Here is a 15,549-nt window from a genome sequence, read left to right on the forward strand (position 1 = left end):
AGGCGCAATCGAGGGCGAGGTAGATGTCTTCGCCCAGTTTGTAGCCAGCTTTTTCAACGGAGGTTTTGATAAAGTCCAGCGCCACGCGGGTGCTTTCAAGTGCCGGGGCAAAGCCACCCTCATCGCCGATACCGGTGTTGTAACCAGCAGCAGACAGCTCTTTCTTCAGTACATGGAAGACTTCGGCGCCCATGCGGATGGCTTCGCGAATGTTCGCTGCGCTCACCGGCATGATCATGAATTCTTGGATGTCGATCGGGTTGTCGGCATGCTCGCCGCCGTTGATGATGTTCATCATTGGCACCGGCAGAACGCGCGCGGAGGTGCCGCCCACATAGCGGAACAGCGGCTGCGCGGTGTGATCTGCGGCGGCTTTGGCAGCGGCGAGGGACACGCCGAGGATGGCATTTGCACCCAGACGGCCTTTGTTTTCTGTGCCGTCCAGTTCGATCATGGCGCTGTCAATGGCGACCTGCTCGGTCACATCCATGCCCACGAGCGCTTCGGCGATTTCGCCATTCACGGCGTTGACAGCCTCAAGCACACCTTTGCCCAGGTAGCGGGATGCGTCGCCATCGCGCTTTTCAACGGCTTCATGCGCGCCGGTGGAGGCGCCAGACGGCACAGCGGCACGGCCCATGGTGCCGTCTTCGAGGATCACGTCGACTTCAACAGTTGGATTGCCGCGGCTGTCGAGGATTTCGCGGGCGAAAATGTCAATGATTGTGCTCATCTTGGAGGGGTCCCTGATATGACGAAATGAGTTGGTCGCAGCTATAGCAGGGTGGGGTCAAAAGTAAACGCTATTTGATAGCGCTAACGGCGCTTTTTTCAAAGGTTAGGGCTAACACTTACAAGTTTTTTCAATAGCTTCCTCTTGACCCAAATATCCCGGGGTGAATGGGGCAGCTTGCTGCGCCAGAGGGGCTGGCCCCTGCCTGATTTTGAAGCAGGGCCCAGAGCCTAGAGTGGACGGATCTTGAGATTGGTGATCCGGTTGGCCTCGCGCCCGGTCACTTCAAAGCGGAAGCCGTGGAAGGAAAACACCTGTCCGACGGTTGGGATCATCTGTGCCTCATGGATCACCAGACCGGCGATGGTATTGGCTTCCTCATCGGGCAGGGTCCAATCGGTGGCGCGGTTGAGATCGCGGATCGTCATGGCCCCTTCGATCAGGAATTGCCCGTCTTCGGATTTGCGGATCAGCTGATCGCTGCCGCCGTCAAACTCATCTGTGATTTCGCCGACGATCTCTTCGAGGATATCCTCCAGCGTGATCAGCCCCTGCAGGGAGCCATATTCATCCACCACCAGGGCAAAATGGGCGTGGCGGCGCAGGAACTCGCGCATCTGATCGTCAAGCGAAGTGGTTTCCGGCACAAAATAGGGTTCTTTGGCGACCTCATCGAGCACGATGTCGGTCATGCGGTCGGCGGTGGAGTTGCCCGCCTCGCGCACGCGGCGATACATGGCGCGGAACAAATCCTTGGCATGGACCACACCGATGATGTTTTCCGGCTCATCCTTAAACACAGGCAGGCGGGTGTGTTTGCTTTCCAGACATTGATTGAGGATCTCACCGGGGGAATTGTCGGCGTTGATCATCTCAATGCCGGAGCGATGCAGCATGATTTCTTCGACGGTGCGGTCAGAGAGATCCAATGCGCCAAGGATGCGATCGCGATCTTCTTTTTCCACGATGCCTTCGGAATGGCCCAGTTGGATGGCTCCGGCGATCTCTTCACGCACGGCAAGCACTTGACTGTCCGGATCCGTCTCTACGCCAAAGAGACGCAGCACCGCACGCACGAGTACTCGCACGGCCGAGACCATGGGCGAAAAGATCGTCACAATCAGCCCGATGGGACGGGCGGCGGCAGAGGCGGCATCTTCGGGACGGGTGATGGCATAGGTCTTGGGCAGCACTTCGGCAAAGATCAGCACCAAGAGCGTCATCACCAAGGTTGCCAGCGCCACGCCGCTTTCGCCAAAGGCGCGGGTGAACAACGCGGTGGCCAGAGAGGTTGCGAGAATGTTCACAAGGTTGTTGCCCAGCAGAACAGAGCCAATCAGGCGTTCACTGTCTTCCGTGATGTCAAGCGCGCGCTGAGCCCCCCGATTGCCTTTGTCGGCCTGCGCGCGCAGCTTGCCGCGAGAGGCCGCGGTCAGGGCCGTTTCTGAACCTGAGAAAAAGGCGGACATCATCAGCAGAAACAGGATCACACCGCCGGTGATCATAAAAGCGGTGTCAAAGGTTGCGGGGGTCACGGGCGCCATAGGGTCCTCTTTTGCATGGGTAAATCTGTTATGGGCGTGGTGTGATGGGGGATCAAGGGGTGGGGTGTGCAAACGGAGCGTTTCTGTTGCATTTGCGATGACCCCGATGTGACTGGTCTTGGGACCTCACAGAGGTTAGGCAGATTGAGCTGTATCGGTCTGGCCAGTTTGCAAGGGGGCACGCGTCATGAGGTTTCAGGATCTGGGAGAGCTGCCGGGAACGGTGCTTTTGTTTGGTGGGCCTTATTCCAACCTGCAGGCGACTGAGGCGCTTTTGGCGCAGGCAAATGGGCTTGGCCTTGCGCGGGACCATCTGATCTGCACGGGTGATATTGTGGCCTATTGCGCGCAGCCTGCGCAGACCGTCGCCCTGCTGCGCGACAGTGGCGTCTCTGTGGTGGCGGGCAATTGTGAAATTCAACTGGGAGCGCATGCGCTGGACTGTGGCTGTGGGTTTGACGAGGGCACCGCCTGTGACCTGCTGTCGGTGAAGTGGTATGCCCATGCCAATGCCCGGGTCGATGATGAGGCGCGGCGCTGGATGGCGCAGTTGCCGCAGATTTTGGTGTTTACGCAGGCGGGAAAACGTGTGGCGGTGATCCACGGCGGTGTGACGGATGTGGCGCGGTTTATCTGGAAAACTTCACCTGAGGTGGTTTTTGAAGAAGAAATTGCGGCGCTGCGCGCGGTGGTTGGTGCGGTGGATGTGGTTGTGGCCGGGCATTCCGGCATATGTTTTTCACGTCAGATTGGTGGGGTGCAGTGGGTCAATGCCGGTGTCATTGGCATGCCGCCCCATGATGGGAAACAGGCAACGCGATATGCGCTGATGACCGAGGGCACCGTGTCTTTCTGTGATTTGACCTATGATGTGGCTGCTGCGGTTTCAGACATGCAACAGGCGGGGCTGACGCAGGGCTATCATCTGGGGCTGCGTGATGGGTATTGGCCGTCAGAAGACGTTTTGCCAGAGGAACTGCGGGTGCCGTTGGCAGATCGCCGCTCTCCTGCTCAGGAGGGTTTCCCGGAAGTTTTGGCCAGCGGGTGATGGCTGGTCACCAGATCGCGCAGGCGTTCGTCCAGAACATGCGTGTAAATCTCTGTTGTGGCCAGATCCGCATGCCCCAGAAGGGTTTGGATCACCCGAAGGTCCGCGCCATTGGCCAGAAGATGGGTGGCAAAAGCGTGTCGCAACGTGTGTGGTGTCACTTTCGCCGGGCTGACACCTCCGGCGACGGCAAGTTCTTTGATGAGCGCGTAAAAACGGTGACGGGTGATGTGGCCCTGCTTGCTGCGTGTTGGGAACAGAAATTTTGAGGCAGGTTTGCCTTTGCTGCGCGCATTGGCCTCCGCTTCGTCTCGGCTGATCAGCCAGGCGGCGAGGGCGTCTCTTGCTGGCGGGGACAAGGGAACCATACGTTCTTTGCTGCCCTTGCCCATCACCAGCAGCATTTGAGGATCGCCGCGGGCGGCGGACACGGGCAGGCTGACCAGTTCTGTGACGCGCATACCAGTGGCATAGAGCAGTTCCATCAGGCAGGTGTTGCGCAGCCGGTCGCTTTCGGCGCGGCCTTGCGTGCGTGCGGCGTTCAGCAGCGCATCGACATCTTTGACCTCAAGTGTCTTGGGCAGACGTTTGGCGCGGCCGGGGCCTTTGATTTGAATGGCGGGATTTTCGCTGCGCCAGCCTTCTTCAAACGCAAAGCGGTAAAGCTGTTTGATGGCAGAGAGTCGCCTTGCGCGGGTCGCTTGCGCCAGCCCCTGCGCCTCACAGAAGATCAGATAGTCTTCGATATTTTCGCGCGCCACAGTCTCAAAGGAGAGGCCGCGGGCTTTGCCCCAGTCATTAAAGTCCCGCAGGTCGCGGGCGTAGGCCTCTTGTGTGTTGGTGGATGCACCCAGTTCGGCGGCCTGTGCTTCCAGAAAGGTGACGATCCACTGAACGTTTTTCATGAGATCAGCCGCGGGTGTCCAGAAGCGCCACCTGAAGCGCGGCGCGACGGGCGGTATCCTCGAGGCCAACGGCGCGGAAGGTGGCCAGTGCCTCCGTCAGAGCCACGAGATTGCCTGCGGCACCGTCATCCATCAGCGACATGGCGGTCAGGATGCCTTCGCCCAATTGACCGCGTGCGAGCATGGTGGAGATTTCCTGCGGCACCCCCGCGCCATGGAAGGCATCAGCAATGGCGCGGTGCAGCGGATCTGTCGGGGTGCGGGCCGGGCTGCCCAGTGCGAGCCCTGAGAGGAAATCGCGCGGCCCCATGCGCGCGGCTTTTTCATAGTCTGAGGACAGCAGCGCAATGTCGCGGGCCAGGCGGGCGGTCACCCCCTGAAGCGGCAACTCCAGCAGAAGCGGCCCATAGAGGCGGGCAAAAGGCACTTCGAGATGAACCTGCTGCATCGCGGCCCAGGCCATCGGTAGCGCATCAGCCACCTGACGGGTGTCTTTGGCTGTGAGGGCCGCATCAAAGGCTTGCAGGGCGGCGACACGATCCCAGATCATGCCTGACGCGGCGGGTTTGCGATCAGAATAGATGCCCAGCAGGCGATTTTCATGCAGAGCCGAGGTGCGCGCGAGGCGCTCGGCGGCGTCCAGCTGTGCCTTCCAGCCGGCGGTGTCACGCAGATCAGCATGGGCAAAGGCACGCGGCAGGCCATTTGTGCTCTGGCTTTCGCCAATGGCTTCGTAAAGGCGGAACTTCAGCGGGGTGACAGGCCCGGCGGCCACCAAAAGCGGCTCGCCTTCAAAGAGTTCCGGATCCAGAAAACGCAGCAGGAGCGCGTCCAGTTCTTCGGAGATCAGATCCAGCGCCTTGGCCGTGTCCAGCGTGAGCGCGGCGGCGCGCCAATCGCCTGCGCGTGCCGTGCAGAAAATGCGCGCGGCGTAATCCGGGGCCAGATGGGGCGCTTTGACCAAGGCGTCACAGGCGCGGTTTTCCTCGCCCATGAGCAATGTCACATCAAACCAGCGCGCAAACAGCGCAGGCGTTGTGGCGCCTGCGCGTTCCAGCAAAGCGGCGGCCTGCTCCAATGCACCCATTTCCACAAGCTTATCGATGCGTGCTAGCAAAAGCTCATCATCCTGCCCCCCGCTGCGAGGGGCGTCGGCTTCGGCGAGCAGAAGGGTGTACAGCAGGGCCTGCATTGCAGGCAGAACATCCGGGCGCTGATGGGCGACAAGGGCGCTGAGATCTGTGGCGTCTGACAGGGACCAGAGGGTCGGAGGCAGGCCGGTGACATTTGCAGGCAGCAGGCCAACGGCCTCATTGCCCTTGTCATCCAGTGCGGAGACGGAAATGTCGGGCGTGGCCACGCCTTCGGACACAGGCACTTCGCCAGAGGGCAGGCCGATGTCCAGCGTGACTGTGGGAGTGGGGTTCAGCCAGTCGATGGCGGAAAGCGGGGCGTCCTGCGCCCAAAGCGGACTGGCCGTCATCATAAGCAGGGCACTGGCCCGCAACACCCGTGACATTTATTCGCCCTGAAGTTCGACAGGCACCCGGACTTCGCTTTGTGGGGCAGAGAAATCGGCGCCGAAAATCGGGCCGAGATAGGCGTAAGCCACCAATGCCACCGCAGCGAGAAGCAACAGAACCAGTAAGGCGCGGAAAAGTTTGCCCATGAATACCCTCGATTTCCTGCTCGTTTTTTTCAACTTATAACTGGCCTTTTGGCCAAGATCACGTCATTCAATGCCAAAATCTAACTTTTGAGCAAGGCTTGGCCGATTGCGGGCGTTTCATGAGCTATAACCTGAAGAAAACCGTTGTGCTGGTCGGCATGATGGGCGCGGGCAAGACGGCGGTGGGCCGGGCTTTGGCTGCAAAACTGGATGTTCCTTTCATCGACAGCGATGCGGAGATTGAAAAAGCGGCCAATATGAGCATCGCTGAAATCTTTGCGCGCGATGGGGAACCGTTTTTTCGCCAGAAAGAAAGCCAGGTGATTGCCCGGCTGTTGGAGGACGAGCGCTGTATCCTGTCCACGGGCGGTGGTGCCTATCTTGCAGAAGGCAACCGGGCTGTGATTTCGGAGCGTGGCGTGGCTGTTTGGCTTGATGCGGATGTGGATCTGCTTTGGTCTCGTGTGAAGCACAAGGACACGCGCCCGCTGTTGCGCACGGATAATCCACGCCAGACGCTGGAAGAGATTTTTGCGGCGCGGGTGCCACTTTACAGTCAGGCGGATTTGCCCGTGCCTGCGGAGGCGGGGCTGTCGATTGAAGAGATGGCAGATCGTGTTGCACACGCGCTTTTGGAGCGCCGCGCGGATGTTTTGGAAGAAAAGGGTTAAGACGATGATGGAAACCGTGCATGTTGGCCTGAAGGGGCGCGAGTATGACATCCACATCGGCCCGGGGCTTCTGGCGCAATCTGGGGCTTTGATTGGCCCGATGCTGAAGCGCAAACAGCTCTGTGTGGTGACCGATGAAAATGTCGCCGCATTGCATCTGGAGACGCTGCGGGCCGGGCTGGCTTCGGAAGGGATCGGCATGGAAGCGCTTGTGCTGCCTGCCGGCGAAAGCACCAAGAGCTGGCGGTATCTGGAGCAGACCGTTGAGTGGCTTCTGGCGCAGCGTGTGGAACGCAGTGACCTTGTTGTGGCGCTGGGCGGTGGCGTGATTGGCGATCTCACCGGCTTCGCGGCGGCGGTTTTGCGGCGCGGCGTAGGCTTTGTGCAGATCCCAACCAGCCTGTTGGCGCAGGTGGACAGCTCCGTTGGGGGCAAGACCGGGATCAACAGCCCTTTGGGCAAGAACCTTGTTGGTGCCTTTCATCAGCCGCGTCTTGTGCTGGCAGATATTGATGTGTTGGGCACGCTCACACCGCGCGATTTTCTCGCGGGTTATGGTGAGGTGGTGAAATACGGCATGTTGGGGGATGCGGGTTTCTTTGAGTGGCTTGAGGCGCAGGGGCCAAAGCTGGCGGCGGGAGATGAGGCCGCGCGGATTGCGGCCGTCAAACGCTCCTGTGAGATGAAGGCCGAGATCGTGATGCGCGATGAAACCGAGCAGGGCGATCGCGCGCTTTTGAATCTTGGGCATACCTTCTGCCATGCGCTGGAAGCGGCGACGGGATATGGCGACCGCCTCTTGCATGGCGAAGGCGTGGCGATTGGCTGTGCGCTTGCCTTTGAGGTGTCGATGCGATTGGGGCTCTGTGCGCAGGAGGCTCCCAGCCGGGTGCGGGCGCATCTGCGTGACATGGGTATGAAAGTGGATCTCAAAGACATCGAGGGGGATTTGCCGGATGCAGATGCACTTCTCGATCTGATGGGACAGGACAAGAAGGTTGTCGATGGGCAGCTGCGCTTCATTCTGGCGCGGGGCATTGGCGAGGCTTTTGTGACCGCCGATGTGCCACGCGATGTGGTGCGCCAGTTGCTTGAGGAAGAGCTGGCGGCGCGGTGACGGTTACGCTGGCGTTGTGATATCACGCTAAAGTTGCGGGCGCGGCAATCGGTCCTATGACAGGATTGTGAAAAGCGGACAGGGTCCTTTCCGGAAGAATAACGGAAGGACCACCGCTTATGTCATCATACTTGAAAGAGACGCCAACCCGTGACGGATTTTTTGGCGACTATGGCGGCGCGCAATTGCCGCCGGTGCTGGAGCCACATTTCAAGGCGATTGCTGAAGCCTATGATAAGATTTCAAAATCCGCAGATTACATTCGTGATTTGCGCTATATCCGCAAACACTTTCAGGGGCGTCCGACGCCTGTTTCTCATCTGAAAAACCTGTCTGAAATCTGTGGCGGAGCACAGATTTATGCCAAGCGGGAAGATCTGAACCACACCGGTGCGCATAAGCTCAATCACTGTATGGCAGAGGGTCTTTTGGCCAAGCATATGGGCAAGACCAAGCTCATGGCAGAGACCGGCGCGGGGCAGCATGGTGTGGCGCTTGCGACGGCGGCGGCCTATTTCGGGCTGGAGTGCGAGATCCACATGGGGGAGATCGACATTGCCAAGGAAGCGCCCAATGTCACCCGCATGAAACTTCTGGGCGCCGAAGTTGTGCCGGTGGGTTTTGGCGGACGGTCACTTAAGGAAGCTGTGGACAGCGCATTTGAAAGCTATGTGCCCCAGGCCGATACGGCGCTGTTTGCGATTGGGTCTGTGGTGGGGCCGCATCCTTTCCCCAAAATGGTACGTGATTTTCAGCATATTGTTGGCATCGAGGCACGCGAACAGTTTTTGGAAATGACAGGCGATTTGCCTGATATGGTGGCGGCCTGTGTCGGTGGCGGATCCAACGCCATGGGCATGTTTGCCGGGTTTATTGATGATGCGGATGTGGCGCTTTACGGGGTGGAGCCGATGGGCACCTCGTCCAAGCTTGGCGAGCATGCTGCCACCATCACCTTTGGCGAAGATGGGGACATCCATGGGTTCCGCACGATGTTGTTGAAGGATGAGGCGGGGGAACCTGCGCCGGTGCATACGGTGGCGTCAGGGCTGGACTATCCAGGCGTGGGCCCGGAGCATGCCCATCTTTATCGCACCGGACGGGCCAATTACACGGCAGCCAATGACAAAGAGGCGCTTGATGCCTTTTACAAGCTGAGCCGCCATGAGGGCATTATCCCGGCGCTTGAAAGCGCGCATGCGGTGGCTTTTGCCATGCGTGAAGCCGCCAGCAATCCGGGCAAGTCCATCCTGATCAACCTGTCTGGGCGGGGTGACAAAGACATTGATTATGTCACGGAAACCTACGGGTTCAGCGTCGATAGCTGAGACAGTTAAAGTGCGTGTTTGCGGCGTCCAAGAGATCTCTTGGGCGCCGTTTTTCTATTTGGCAGCGATCTGCACCAGATTGAGACACATGCGCGTGGCGCTGGCCATGTCTTGGACAGATATCCATTCCAGCGGGCCGTGGATTTCCATCATGCCAGTATAGAGATTGGGGCAGGGCACGCCCAGTTCAGTGAGGCGGGAGCCATCGGTGCCGCCACGGATGGGCACGGATTTTGGATCAAAGCCTTCGGTGCGGATGGCTTCGCGTGCCAGTTCGACCGGGGTCATGTCGTTTTCCAGCCAATAGCGCATGTTGCGGTATTGTTTGGTGATGTCGCAGGTGACTTTGGAGCCGGGAAAATCGGCTTCGGCTTTGGCGCAGGCGGCTTTGAGGCGCGTGGTCTGTTCCGCCAGATCCTCCATCTCAAACGCGCGCAGGATGAAACGCAGGGTGGTCTCGCTGCTGCCGCCTTCTTGCGCATAGACATGGGTGAAGCTTTCACGACCGGAAGTGGTTTCCGGTGTGGTGCCGCTCTCATCGAGGTCTGAGATGATTTGCGCGGCCACATGCAGTGCGTTGGTCAGCTTGTCCTTGGCATAGCCGGGGTGCGCGGAGGTGCCGGTGATTGTCACCACTGCGCCATCGGCGGAGAAGGTTTCATATTCCATCGTGCCACGTGGGCCGCCATCCAGCGTGTAGGCAAAATCAACGCCAAAATCGGCAGGAAGGTCTGCGTGCACGCCGCGCCCGATTTCCTCATCCGGCGTGAAGGCAAGCCGAATTTTACCGTGTTTGAGGCCCGGCGTCGTGAGCAGATGTTCGGCCAGTGTCATGATGATGGCGATGCCGGCTTTGTCATCCGCCCCCAGAAGCGTGCGCCCGGATGCGGTGATGATGTCTTCGCCCTCTTTGCCGCTCAGATAGGCGGAGGTCTGTGGGGAAAGAATGAGGTCTGCGTTGTCTGGATAGGTGATATCGGTGCCGTCCCAGTTGCGGATCACGCGTGGTTTGACGTCGGTGGCGTTGAACTGCGGGGCGGTGTCCATATGGGCGCAAAAGCCAATTGTGGGCGCGGCGGGAACCGTGGCAGGCACCGTTGCCAGAACGGCACCATAGGGCGTGAGCTTCACATCAACTGCGCCAATTTTATTAAGTTCTTCAATAAGATGTTTGGCAACGTTTAACTGAATCTCGGTGGAGGGGGAGGTGGCGGAATGCTCGTCACTCTGACTGTCGATGGCACAATAGGCGGTCAGACGGTGTTCCAGAACACGGTCAAAACTGGGCGCGTCAAGGTTAGGGGCGTCAAAACTTGGGGTGTCGGCCACGGGAGGTCCTCACTTGTTCATTTGTTCAGGAAACATATGGGACGGGAGTGGTTTGTGTAAGGCCCTCAGAGCGATGCCGCCAAAATAAAAGGGCCGGCATGTGCCGACCCTTTTTGAATTTATCAGTGAGCGATCAGAACGGGATTTCGTCGTCCATGTCGCGGCTGGGGGCGCCACCGCCCTGATTGCCGCCACCGAAGCCGCCACCGCTGCCACCTTGATCATAGCCGCCGCCGTAGCCGCCGCCCTGATCGTAGCCGCCGCCACCGCCACCGCCACCAAAGCCGCCGCCACCGCCGCCTTCGCCACCGGAGCGGCCATCCAACATGGTCAGAACGCCATCAAACCCTTGTAGCACCACTTCGGTGGAGTAGCGATCCTGACCGGATTGGTCCTGCCATTTGCGGGTTTGCAGCTTGCCTTCCACATAGACTTTGGAGCCTTTGCGCAGATATTGCTCGGCGATCCGCACAAGTCCTTCCTGAAAAATCGCAACGGTGTGCCATTCAGTGCGCTCCCGGCGCTCGCCGGTGTTGCGGTCTTTCCAGGTTTCAGATGTAGCGATGCGCAGGTTGCAGACCTTGCCACCGTTCTGGAAGGAGCGCACCTCGGGGTCACGCCCCAGATTGCCAATGAGAATTACTTTGTTCACCGATCCGGCCATACGCCTTGTCTCCCGCGGATTCTTTTCGTCGATTTGGAGCACCATACACCACCGCAACGAGGGAATGGGAAGCGGATTTTTGTAGGAAACTACATTCATCCAGATCTGTTTGGGCCATTGGCTTGTGCAGGATTTTGCCCATGACCTGACGGAGGCGTTGCTGTGGTCTGGAAAATTTGCTGTGATTTGATATAGAAGCGTCAAAAGTAGGGTGGAGCAGCCACATATGGTGGGCAGGGTACTGGCAGTTTTAATTGGCGTGGCTGTGGCAGGTGGTCTGGCGAGTGGGCCGGTGTCGGCGCAGTCGGTGTCGACCAAATCGCAGGCGCGGCTGTTTAAAAATCAGACCAAAGTGCTGGATGGACGCGCAGCGGAACAATATCGCAACTCTGTGCGTTTGAAGCCGCGGCCGGTTTACACGCCTTCAAAATGGGGCGATGGCAGTTACAACGGCAAATACAAAGGGCCCTATCTCGCCATGGCGCGTGAGGCGGCGCTTTTGCATGGAATTCCGGTGGACCTGTTCCTTAAGCTTGTGCAGCAGGAGAGCAATTGGAATGCCTCCGCCAAATCACACGCAGGTGCGCTTGGGCTGGCGCAGCTGATGCCGGGGACGGCACGGGCGTTGCGTGTGGATCCATTGGATCCGCGCCAGAATCTTGAAGGTGGCGCGCGTTATCTCAAGCAGCAGTATCTGAAATTTGGTAGCTGGCGGTTGGCTTTGGCGGCCTATAACGCGGGCCCCGGTGCGGTTGAAAAATATGGTGGTGTGCCGCCTTATAAAGAGACCCGCAATTATGTGCGGATCATCATGGGCGGCTGACGTCAGGGGCTGTGCATGGCTTTGCGGATCTGGCTGGGGGAGGCGCCAAAGTGTTTCTGACAAAACCGTGTGAAGTAGGCCGCGCTGCCAAATCCCAGTGATGTGGCAATTTTCTTGATCGGCCAGTTCCCCGCGCGCAGCAGGCTGTGGGCGCGATGTTGCACCACCTGAGACAGCATTTCCGCCGCCGTGATGCCCGCGCTTTGTCGGCAGGCGCGTGTGAGATGTGTTGGGGTGATGTCCAGTTGTTCCGCATACCAGGCCATTGGGTGCCCCTTGGCGAAGTCCTTGGCAAGACAATCACAGAACCGGCGCACGATACGGTCGGCGGCCCGCTCTTTGGGGGCTGGGCCTGCGGCATCGATGCTGCGGCGCAGGGCCACCGACATTAGGCGTGCCTGTGCTGTCAAGGCTTCGGCCATGAAGGGCCTCTGCTCCTCCAGCTCTCGGCGCAGAGCGTCAAGTGTTGCGGTCAGTTCAGCTTGGCTTTTGCTGTCTTGCAGGCGCAGGTGTTGGGGCTGTGAGGGCAAAGGCACATGGCCGTCATCAGGAATGAGCGTGGCCAGCCCCTGCACCTGAAGGCCCAGTTCAAAAGCAAGCAGTTTGCCAGCGGGCACAAAAACCGCGTTATGCGCCCCAAATCCGCGCCGCTGCCCATGCAGGAGCAACCGTCCCTGACCGCGCGTTGTCCACAGGAACAGGTGGTGATCGCGCAGGTGCAGTTTTTCCAGCACCCAAGGCGCGCCTTGGGTCAGCTGTGCCAGCGTCATGACCCGTATTTGTGAGGATGGTTGGGGTGCCTCTATGGGCGAGGAGGATTGCGTGCCATGCGGCGTGGAAAAGGATGGCGGCGTGTCAAATCCGGCCTGTGGTCGCGCCATGAATGACGGGATATGTAAATTTCGGTCACGCATTTGGCGGGGATTTATTCAAAAATGTCTGAACAAATCAATACTGCTATTTTTGAGCTGGAAGGTGTCAAGACGGAGCGTAGCTATGCCAATTGCGCATTTTTGAGCGAAACCACGTGCGCTGACGTTTGGCGAACTGACGGGTGGCAATCGTGGCGCGTTCCTGTGCCTCTTCCAGAGAGAGCGTGCCGCGCAGATGGGCAATCAATTCGGGTGCGCCAATTGCCTTGGCGGAGAGGTGGTTCGGATCATAGGTCGCAAGATTGGCCTCTGCTTCCGCGAGCGCGCCCTCTTTCAGCATCAGATCAAACCGTTTTGCGATGCGGGTGTTGAGCCAGTCTTTGGGCACGTCAAACACAATCGGCATGGTGTCTGACAGCGCCAGACGGGGCGGCGGCGTGTCATCCTGCCACTCGGCGAGAGGGCGTCCTGTGGCCTGCAAGACTTCCCATGCGCGTTGCACCCGCATGGGGTTTTGGCAATCAATACGCGCGGCGGTTTTGGCATCCAGCTCATTGAGCAGGGCTTTGTAGCCTTCCTCGGCCACACGGGCATTGGCTGCTTCGCGCAGTGCTGGTGGTGTAGGCGGGATGTCGGCCAGCCCCTGCGTCAGCGCCGTGAAGTAGAGACCGGTGCCACCCACGATGATCGGGCGCGTGCCGCTTTGCAGGAAAGGCTCAACGTCGCGCAGCCAGTGCCCCACGGAGTAGTCCTCATCACCGGGGATATGGCCGTAGAGGTGATGCGGCGCGCGGGCCTCGTCTTCGGCAGGGGGGCGGGCGGTGAGCACACGCCAGTTGTCAAATACCTGAATCGCATCGGCATTCAGGATCACCCCGCCATGTTCTTCTGCGATGCGCAGGGCGAGTGCGCTTTTGCCGCTGGCCGTGGGGCCTGCGATCAGGACCGGCTGATCCGGAGCGATATGCGGCAAGGCTGTCATGGGGGAATTTCCGATTTCTGCGTGTTTGTTGCGCCGGGGGCAACTCTCGCATTGAACCTGCGGGCGTTTTCCGACATTTTGCGCGCAATCCTAAAACGATGCGCAGATGGAGTGCAACATGAGCGACGATGCCGTCCCCGCCGAGGCCACCTTTAACCGTGTGATGCTCAAGATTTCGGGGGAGGCGTTGATGGGAGATCAGGGATTCGGCCTGCATCCGCCCACCATTGAACGCATCGCCAAAGAGGTGCAAACCGTCCATGATATGGGCGTGGAAATCTGTATGGTGATCGGGGGCGGCAACGTCTTTCGCGGCCTTTCCGGGGCGGCGCAGGGGATGGAGCGCACCACCGCAGACTATATGGGCATGCTGGCCACTGTGATGAATGCGCTGGCGATGCAGAGCGCGCTGGAAGGTCTGGGCGTGTTCACCCGAGTGATCAGCGCGATCCGCATGGATGAGGTGGCTGAGCCTTATATCCGTCGTCGCGCGGTGCGTCACCTTGAGAAAAAACGCGTCTGTATCTTTGCCGCCGGCACCGGCAACCCTTATTTCACAACGGATACGGCGGCCACGTTGCGCGCCAATGAGATGGCCTGTGAGGCGATCTTTATGGGTAAGAACGGTGTGGATGGCATCTATGACAAAGACCCGGCAGAGCATGATGATGCGGTGCGCTTTGATGAGATCACCTATGATGAGGTGCTGGCCAAGCGTCTGAAGGTGATGGATGCCAGTGCGATTGCTCTGGCGCGGGACAACAACCTGCCTCTGATTGTCTTCCCATTGGATGAGCCCGGTGGTTTCAAAGGCATTCTGGCGGGGCGGGGCACCTATACCAAAGTGCGCTGAGCGGGCGTCATCAGATTTTATGCAAAACGGAGGGCTGGGCCCTCCGTTTTTTGTTGTGGGTGTCGGGATCAGTTCTGTGCGGCGGCTGCGACCGGGAAGTCTTCGAGGGTGGCACGGCCATAGGCGAGGCGGTAGGCCAGAGCCACGCCCCCTGCGCCGCCGAGGATGTTGCCTGCGAGAACGGGCATGATATTGTGCAAAAACCCCTCTGTGGTCAGCTCTGCCCCTGAAAGTGCGCCTGCTGGAATCAGGTAGAGATTGGCAATGGAGTGTTCCAGACCGATGGCGACGAAGGCTGTGACGGGCCAGACAATGGAGAGGATCATCCCCATTGCTGAGCGTGCAGAGACGGCAAGCCAAACGGCCAGACATACAAGGGCATTGCACAGGATGCCGCGACAGAAAGCCTCCAGCGGGGAGAGGGAGAGTTTGCCGCTTGTGATGGCGGCAGCGCGGGCGCCGTGTGCGCCCTCATAAAGACCGGCCCCATAGACAAGCGCGAGCATGGCGAAACAGCCAAGCGCGTTGCCAAGCAGGACGACGGCCCAGTTGCGCAACAGCGCGCGTGAGGAGATTCGTCCATCCACATAGGCCATCACAATCATGGTGTTGCCGGTGAAAAGTTCTGCGCCTCCGACCACACAAAGGATGAGGCCCAGCGAGAAGGCCACGCCGCCCATGAGTTTCAGTCCGCCATGCAGATCAGCGAAACCGGAAGTGGTCTGTGTGTAAAATAAGGCGCCGAGAGAGATGAAGACACCGCCCAAAATGGACAGTGTGATGAGCGGGATAAGAGGCATTTCGGCCTTGGCAATGCCGGAAAGCCGAATGAGGCGGGTGATCTCTGCGGGTTTGTGGGCATCAAGCCCGGTGGGAATGAATTGGCTCATGGTGTGTCCTGACACGTGGATTTTGCTAAAACCTACAAAAATAGTCAGAATATTGTCGATTGGAGAAACGACATTTTGCGCGCCATTTGCGCAGCCGCGCGGGCTCAGATGTGTTGGGCGG

At 59.2% G+C, this 15,549-nt stretch carries 16 protein-coding genes; 6 read left to right on the forward strand and 10 right to left on the reverse strand.

Going from position 1 to position 15,549, the window contains the following annotated elements; translation table 11 throughout:
* Both eno and SHM7688_RS12365 read right to left on the reverse strand, forming a co-directional pair.
* The coding region (eno, locus tag SHM7688_RS12360; protein WP_083499047.1) for a phosphopyruvate hydratase at positions 1–733 on the reverse strand (733 nt) is incomplete at its 3' end.
* Between the two features lie 230 nt (positions 734–963).
* Complete coding sequence (locus SHM7688_RS12365) at positions 964–2,277, reverse strand: HlyC/CorC family transporter (protein ID WP_058240263.1); 1,314 nt, start codon at positions 2,275–2,277, stop codon at positions 964–966.
* Between the two features lie 187 nt (positions 2,278–2,464).
* On the opposite strand from SHM7688_RS12365, the gene SHM7688_RS12370 reads away from it, so the two are divergent.
* Positions 2,465–3,325: a metallophosphoesterase family protein gene (locus tag SHM7688_RS12370; RefSeq protein ID WP_058240264.1), complete on the forward strand. Its 861-nt coding sequence runs from the start codon at positions 2,465–2,467 to the stop codon at positions 3,323–3,325.
* Here SHM7688_RS12370 and SHM7688_RS12375 read toward each other — a convergent pair.
* Genes SHM7688_RS12375 through SHM7688_RS19885 form a run of 3 tightly spaced genes read right to left on the reverse strand, consistent with a single transcriptional unit; the run spans position 3,289 to position 5,899 of the window.
* Positions 3,289–4,230, reverse strand: coding sequence for a site-specific tyrosine recombinase XerD (locus SHM7688_RS12375; protein WP_058240265.1), 942 nt, complete (start codon positions 4,228–4,230; stop codon positions 3,289–3,291). The two genes, SHM7688_RS12370 and SHM7688_RS12375, sit on opposite strands and share 37 nt — an antisense overlap.
* Before the next feature lie 4 nt (positions 4,231–4,234).
* Entirely contained in the window at positions 4,235–5,749 is a 1,515-nt protein-coding gene (locus tag SHM7688_RS12380) for a hypothetical protein (RefSeq protein ID WP_058240266.1), read from the reverse strand.
* Positions 5,750–5,899 (reverse strand): hypothetical protein, encoded by a 150-nt coding sequence (locus tag SHM7688_RS19885; protein WP_188128131.1) that lies wholly within the window; start codon positions 5,897–5,899, stop codon positions 5,750–5,752. It abuts the gene before it with no gap.
* A 119-nt stretch (positions 5,900–6,018) separates the two neighbouring features.
* Between SHM7688_RS19885 and SHM7688_RS12385 the strand changes: the two genes are divergently transcribed.
* The 3 genes from SHM7688_RS12385 (at position 6,019) to trpB (ending at position 9,015) form a co-directional block, all read left to right on the forward strand.
* Positions 6,019–6,570: a shikimate kinase gene (locus tag SHM7688_RS12385; RefSeq protein ID WP_058240267.1), complete on the forward strand. Its 552-nt coding sequence runs from the start codon at positions 6,019–6,021 to the stop codon at positions 6,568–6,570.
* 4 nt (positions 6,571–6,574) lie between these two features.
* Positions 6,575–7,687, forward strand: coding sequence for a 3-dehydroquinate synthase (gene aroB / locus SHM7688_RS12390; RefSeq protein WP_058240268.1), 1,113 nt, complete (start codon positions 6,575–6,577; stop codon positions 7,685–7,687).
* Positions 7,688–7,806: 119 nt separating this feature from the next.
* Positions 7,807–9,015 carry a tryptophan synthase subunit beta gene (trpB, locus tag SHM7688_RS12395; protein ID WP_058240269.1) on the forward strand — a complete coding sequence of 403 codons (1,209 nt, stop codon included), beginning with the start codon at positions 7,807–7,809 and terminating at the stop codon, positions 9,013–9,015.
* Positions 9,016–9,069: 54 nt separating this feature from the next.
* Here the strand turns inward: trpB and pepT are convergent, their stop codons facing one another.
* Both pepT and ssb read right to left on the reverse strand, forming a co-directional pair.
* Entirely contained in the window at positions 9,070–10,344 is a 1,275-nt protein-coding gene (gene pepT, locus SHM7688_RS12400) for a peptidase T (protein WP_058240270.1), read from the reverse strand.
* 133 nt (positions 10,345–10,477) lie between these two features.
* A complete protein-coding gene (ssb, locus tag SHM7688_RS12405; RefSeq protein ID WP_058240271.1) occupies positions 10,478–11,008 on the reverse strand; it encodes a single-stranded DNA-binding protein in 531 nt (176 codons plus the stop codon).
* A gap of 226 nt (positions 11,009–11,234) precedes the next feature.
* Here ssb and SHM7688_RS12410 point away from each other — a divergent pair, with 226 nt between their 5' ends.
* Positions 11,235–11,831 (forward strand): lytic transglycosylase domain-containing protein, encoded by a 597-nt coding sequence (locus tag SHM7688_RS12410; protein WP_058240272.1) that lies wholly within the window; start codon positions 11,235–11,237, stop codon positions 11,829–11,831.
* 2 nt (positions 11,832–11,833) lie between these two features.
* Here the strand turns inward: SHM7688_RS12410 and SHM7688_RS12415 are convergent, their stop codons facing one another.
* Together SHM7688_RS12415 and miaA are read right to left on the reverse strand one after the other, a co-directional pair.
* Positions 11,834–12,601 carry a helix-turn-helix transcriptional regulator gene (locus SHM7688_RS12415; RefSeq protein ID WP_058240273.1) on the reverse strand — a complete coding sequence of 256 codons (768 nt, stop codon included), beginning with the start codon at positions 12,599–12,601 and terminating at the stop codon, positions 11,834–11,836.
* A gap of 208 nt (positions 12,602–12,809) precedes the next feature.
* Positions 12,810–13,685, reverse strand: a complete 876-nt coding sequence (gene miaA, locus SHM7688_RS12420) for a tRNA (adenosine(37)-N6)-dimethylallyltransferase MiaA (RefSeq protein ID WP_058240274.1) — start codon at positions 13,683–13,685, stop codon at positions 12,810–12,812.
* Between the two features lie 118 nt (positions 13,686–13,803).
* Here miaA and pyrH point away from each other — a divergent pair, with 118 nt between their 5' ends.
* Positions 13,804–14,538 (forward strand): UMP kinase, encoded by a 735-nt coding sequence (pyrH, locus tag SHM7688_RS12425; protein ID WP_223229264.1) that lies wholly within the window; start codon positions 13,804–13,806, stop codon positions 14,536–14,538.
* A 68-nt stretch (positions 14,539–14,606) separates the two neighbouring features.
* On the opposite strand, the gene SHM7688_RS12430 is transcribed toward pyrH, so the two are convergent.
* Positions 14,607–15,428: a formate/nitrite transporter family protein gene (locus SHM7688_RS12430; protein ID WP_058240276.1), complete on the reverse strand. Its 822-nt coding sequence runs from the start codon at positions 15,426–15,428 to the stop codon at positions 14,607–14,609.
* Positions 15,429–15,549: the final 121 nt, after the last annotated feature.

This window comes from Shimia marina (assembly GCF_001458175.1).
Lineage (GTDB): Bacteria > Pseudomonadota > Alphaproteobacteria > Rhodobacterales > Rhodobacteraceae > Shimia > Shimia marina.

Coding starts and splice junctions, on each gene's coding strand:
- miaA (WP_058240274.1), bottom strand. CDS start 13,685: ATGACAGCCTTGCCGCATATCGCTCCGGATCAGCCGGTCCTGATCGCA.
- SHM7688_RS12410 (WP_058240272.1), top strand. CDS start 11,235: ATGGTGGGCAGGGTACTGGCAGTTTTAATTGGCGTGGCTGTGGCAGGT.
- SHM7688_RS19885 (WP_188128131.1), bottom strand. CDS start 5,899: ATGGGCAAACTTTTCCGCGCCTTACTGGTTCTGTTGCTTCTCGCTGCG.
- ssb (WP_058240271.1), bottom strand. CDS start 11,008: ATGGCCGGATCGGTGAACAAAGTAATTCTCATTGGCAATCTGGGGCGT.
- SHM7688_RS12415 (WP_058240273.1), bottom strand. CDS start 12,601: ATGACGCTGGCACAGCTGACCCAAGGCGCGCCTTGGGTGCTGGAAAAA.
- SHM7688_RS12365 (WP_058240263.1), bottom strand. CDS start 2,277: ATGGCGCCCGTGACCCCCGCAACCTTTGACACCGCTTTTATGATCACC.
- aroB (WP_058240268.1), top strand. CDS start 6,575: ATGATGGAAACCGTGCATGTTGGCCTGAAGGGGCGCGAGTATGACATC.
- SHM7688_RS12375 (WP_058240265.1), bottom strand. CDS start 4,230: ATGAAAAACGTTCAGTGGATCGTCACCTTTCTGGAAGCACAGGCCGCC.
- SHM7688_RS12380 (WP_058240266.1), bottom strand. CDS start 5,749: ATGTCACGGGTGTTGCGGGCCAGTGCCCTGCTTATGATGACGGCCAGT.
- SHM7688_RS12430 (WP_058240276.1), bottom strand. CDS start 15,428: ATGAGCCAATTCATTCCCACCGGGCTTGATGCCCACAAACCCGCAGAG.
- pyrH (WP_223229264.1), top strand. CDS start 13,804: ATGAGCGACGATGCCGTCCCCGCCGAGGCCACCTTTAACCGTGTGATG.
- SHM7688_RS12385 (WP_058240267.1), top strand. CDS start 6,019: ATGAGCTATAACCTGAAGAAAACCGTTGTGCTGGTCGGCATGATGGGC.
- SHM7688_RS12370 (WP_058240264.1), top strand. CDS start 2,465: ATGAGGTTTCAGGATCTGGGAGAGCTGCCGGGAACGGTGCTTTTGTTT.
- trpB (WP_058240269.1), top strand. CDS start 7,807: ATGTCATCATACTTGAAAGAGACGCCAACCCGTGACGGATTTTTTGGC.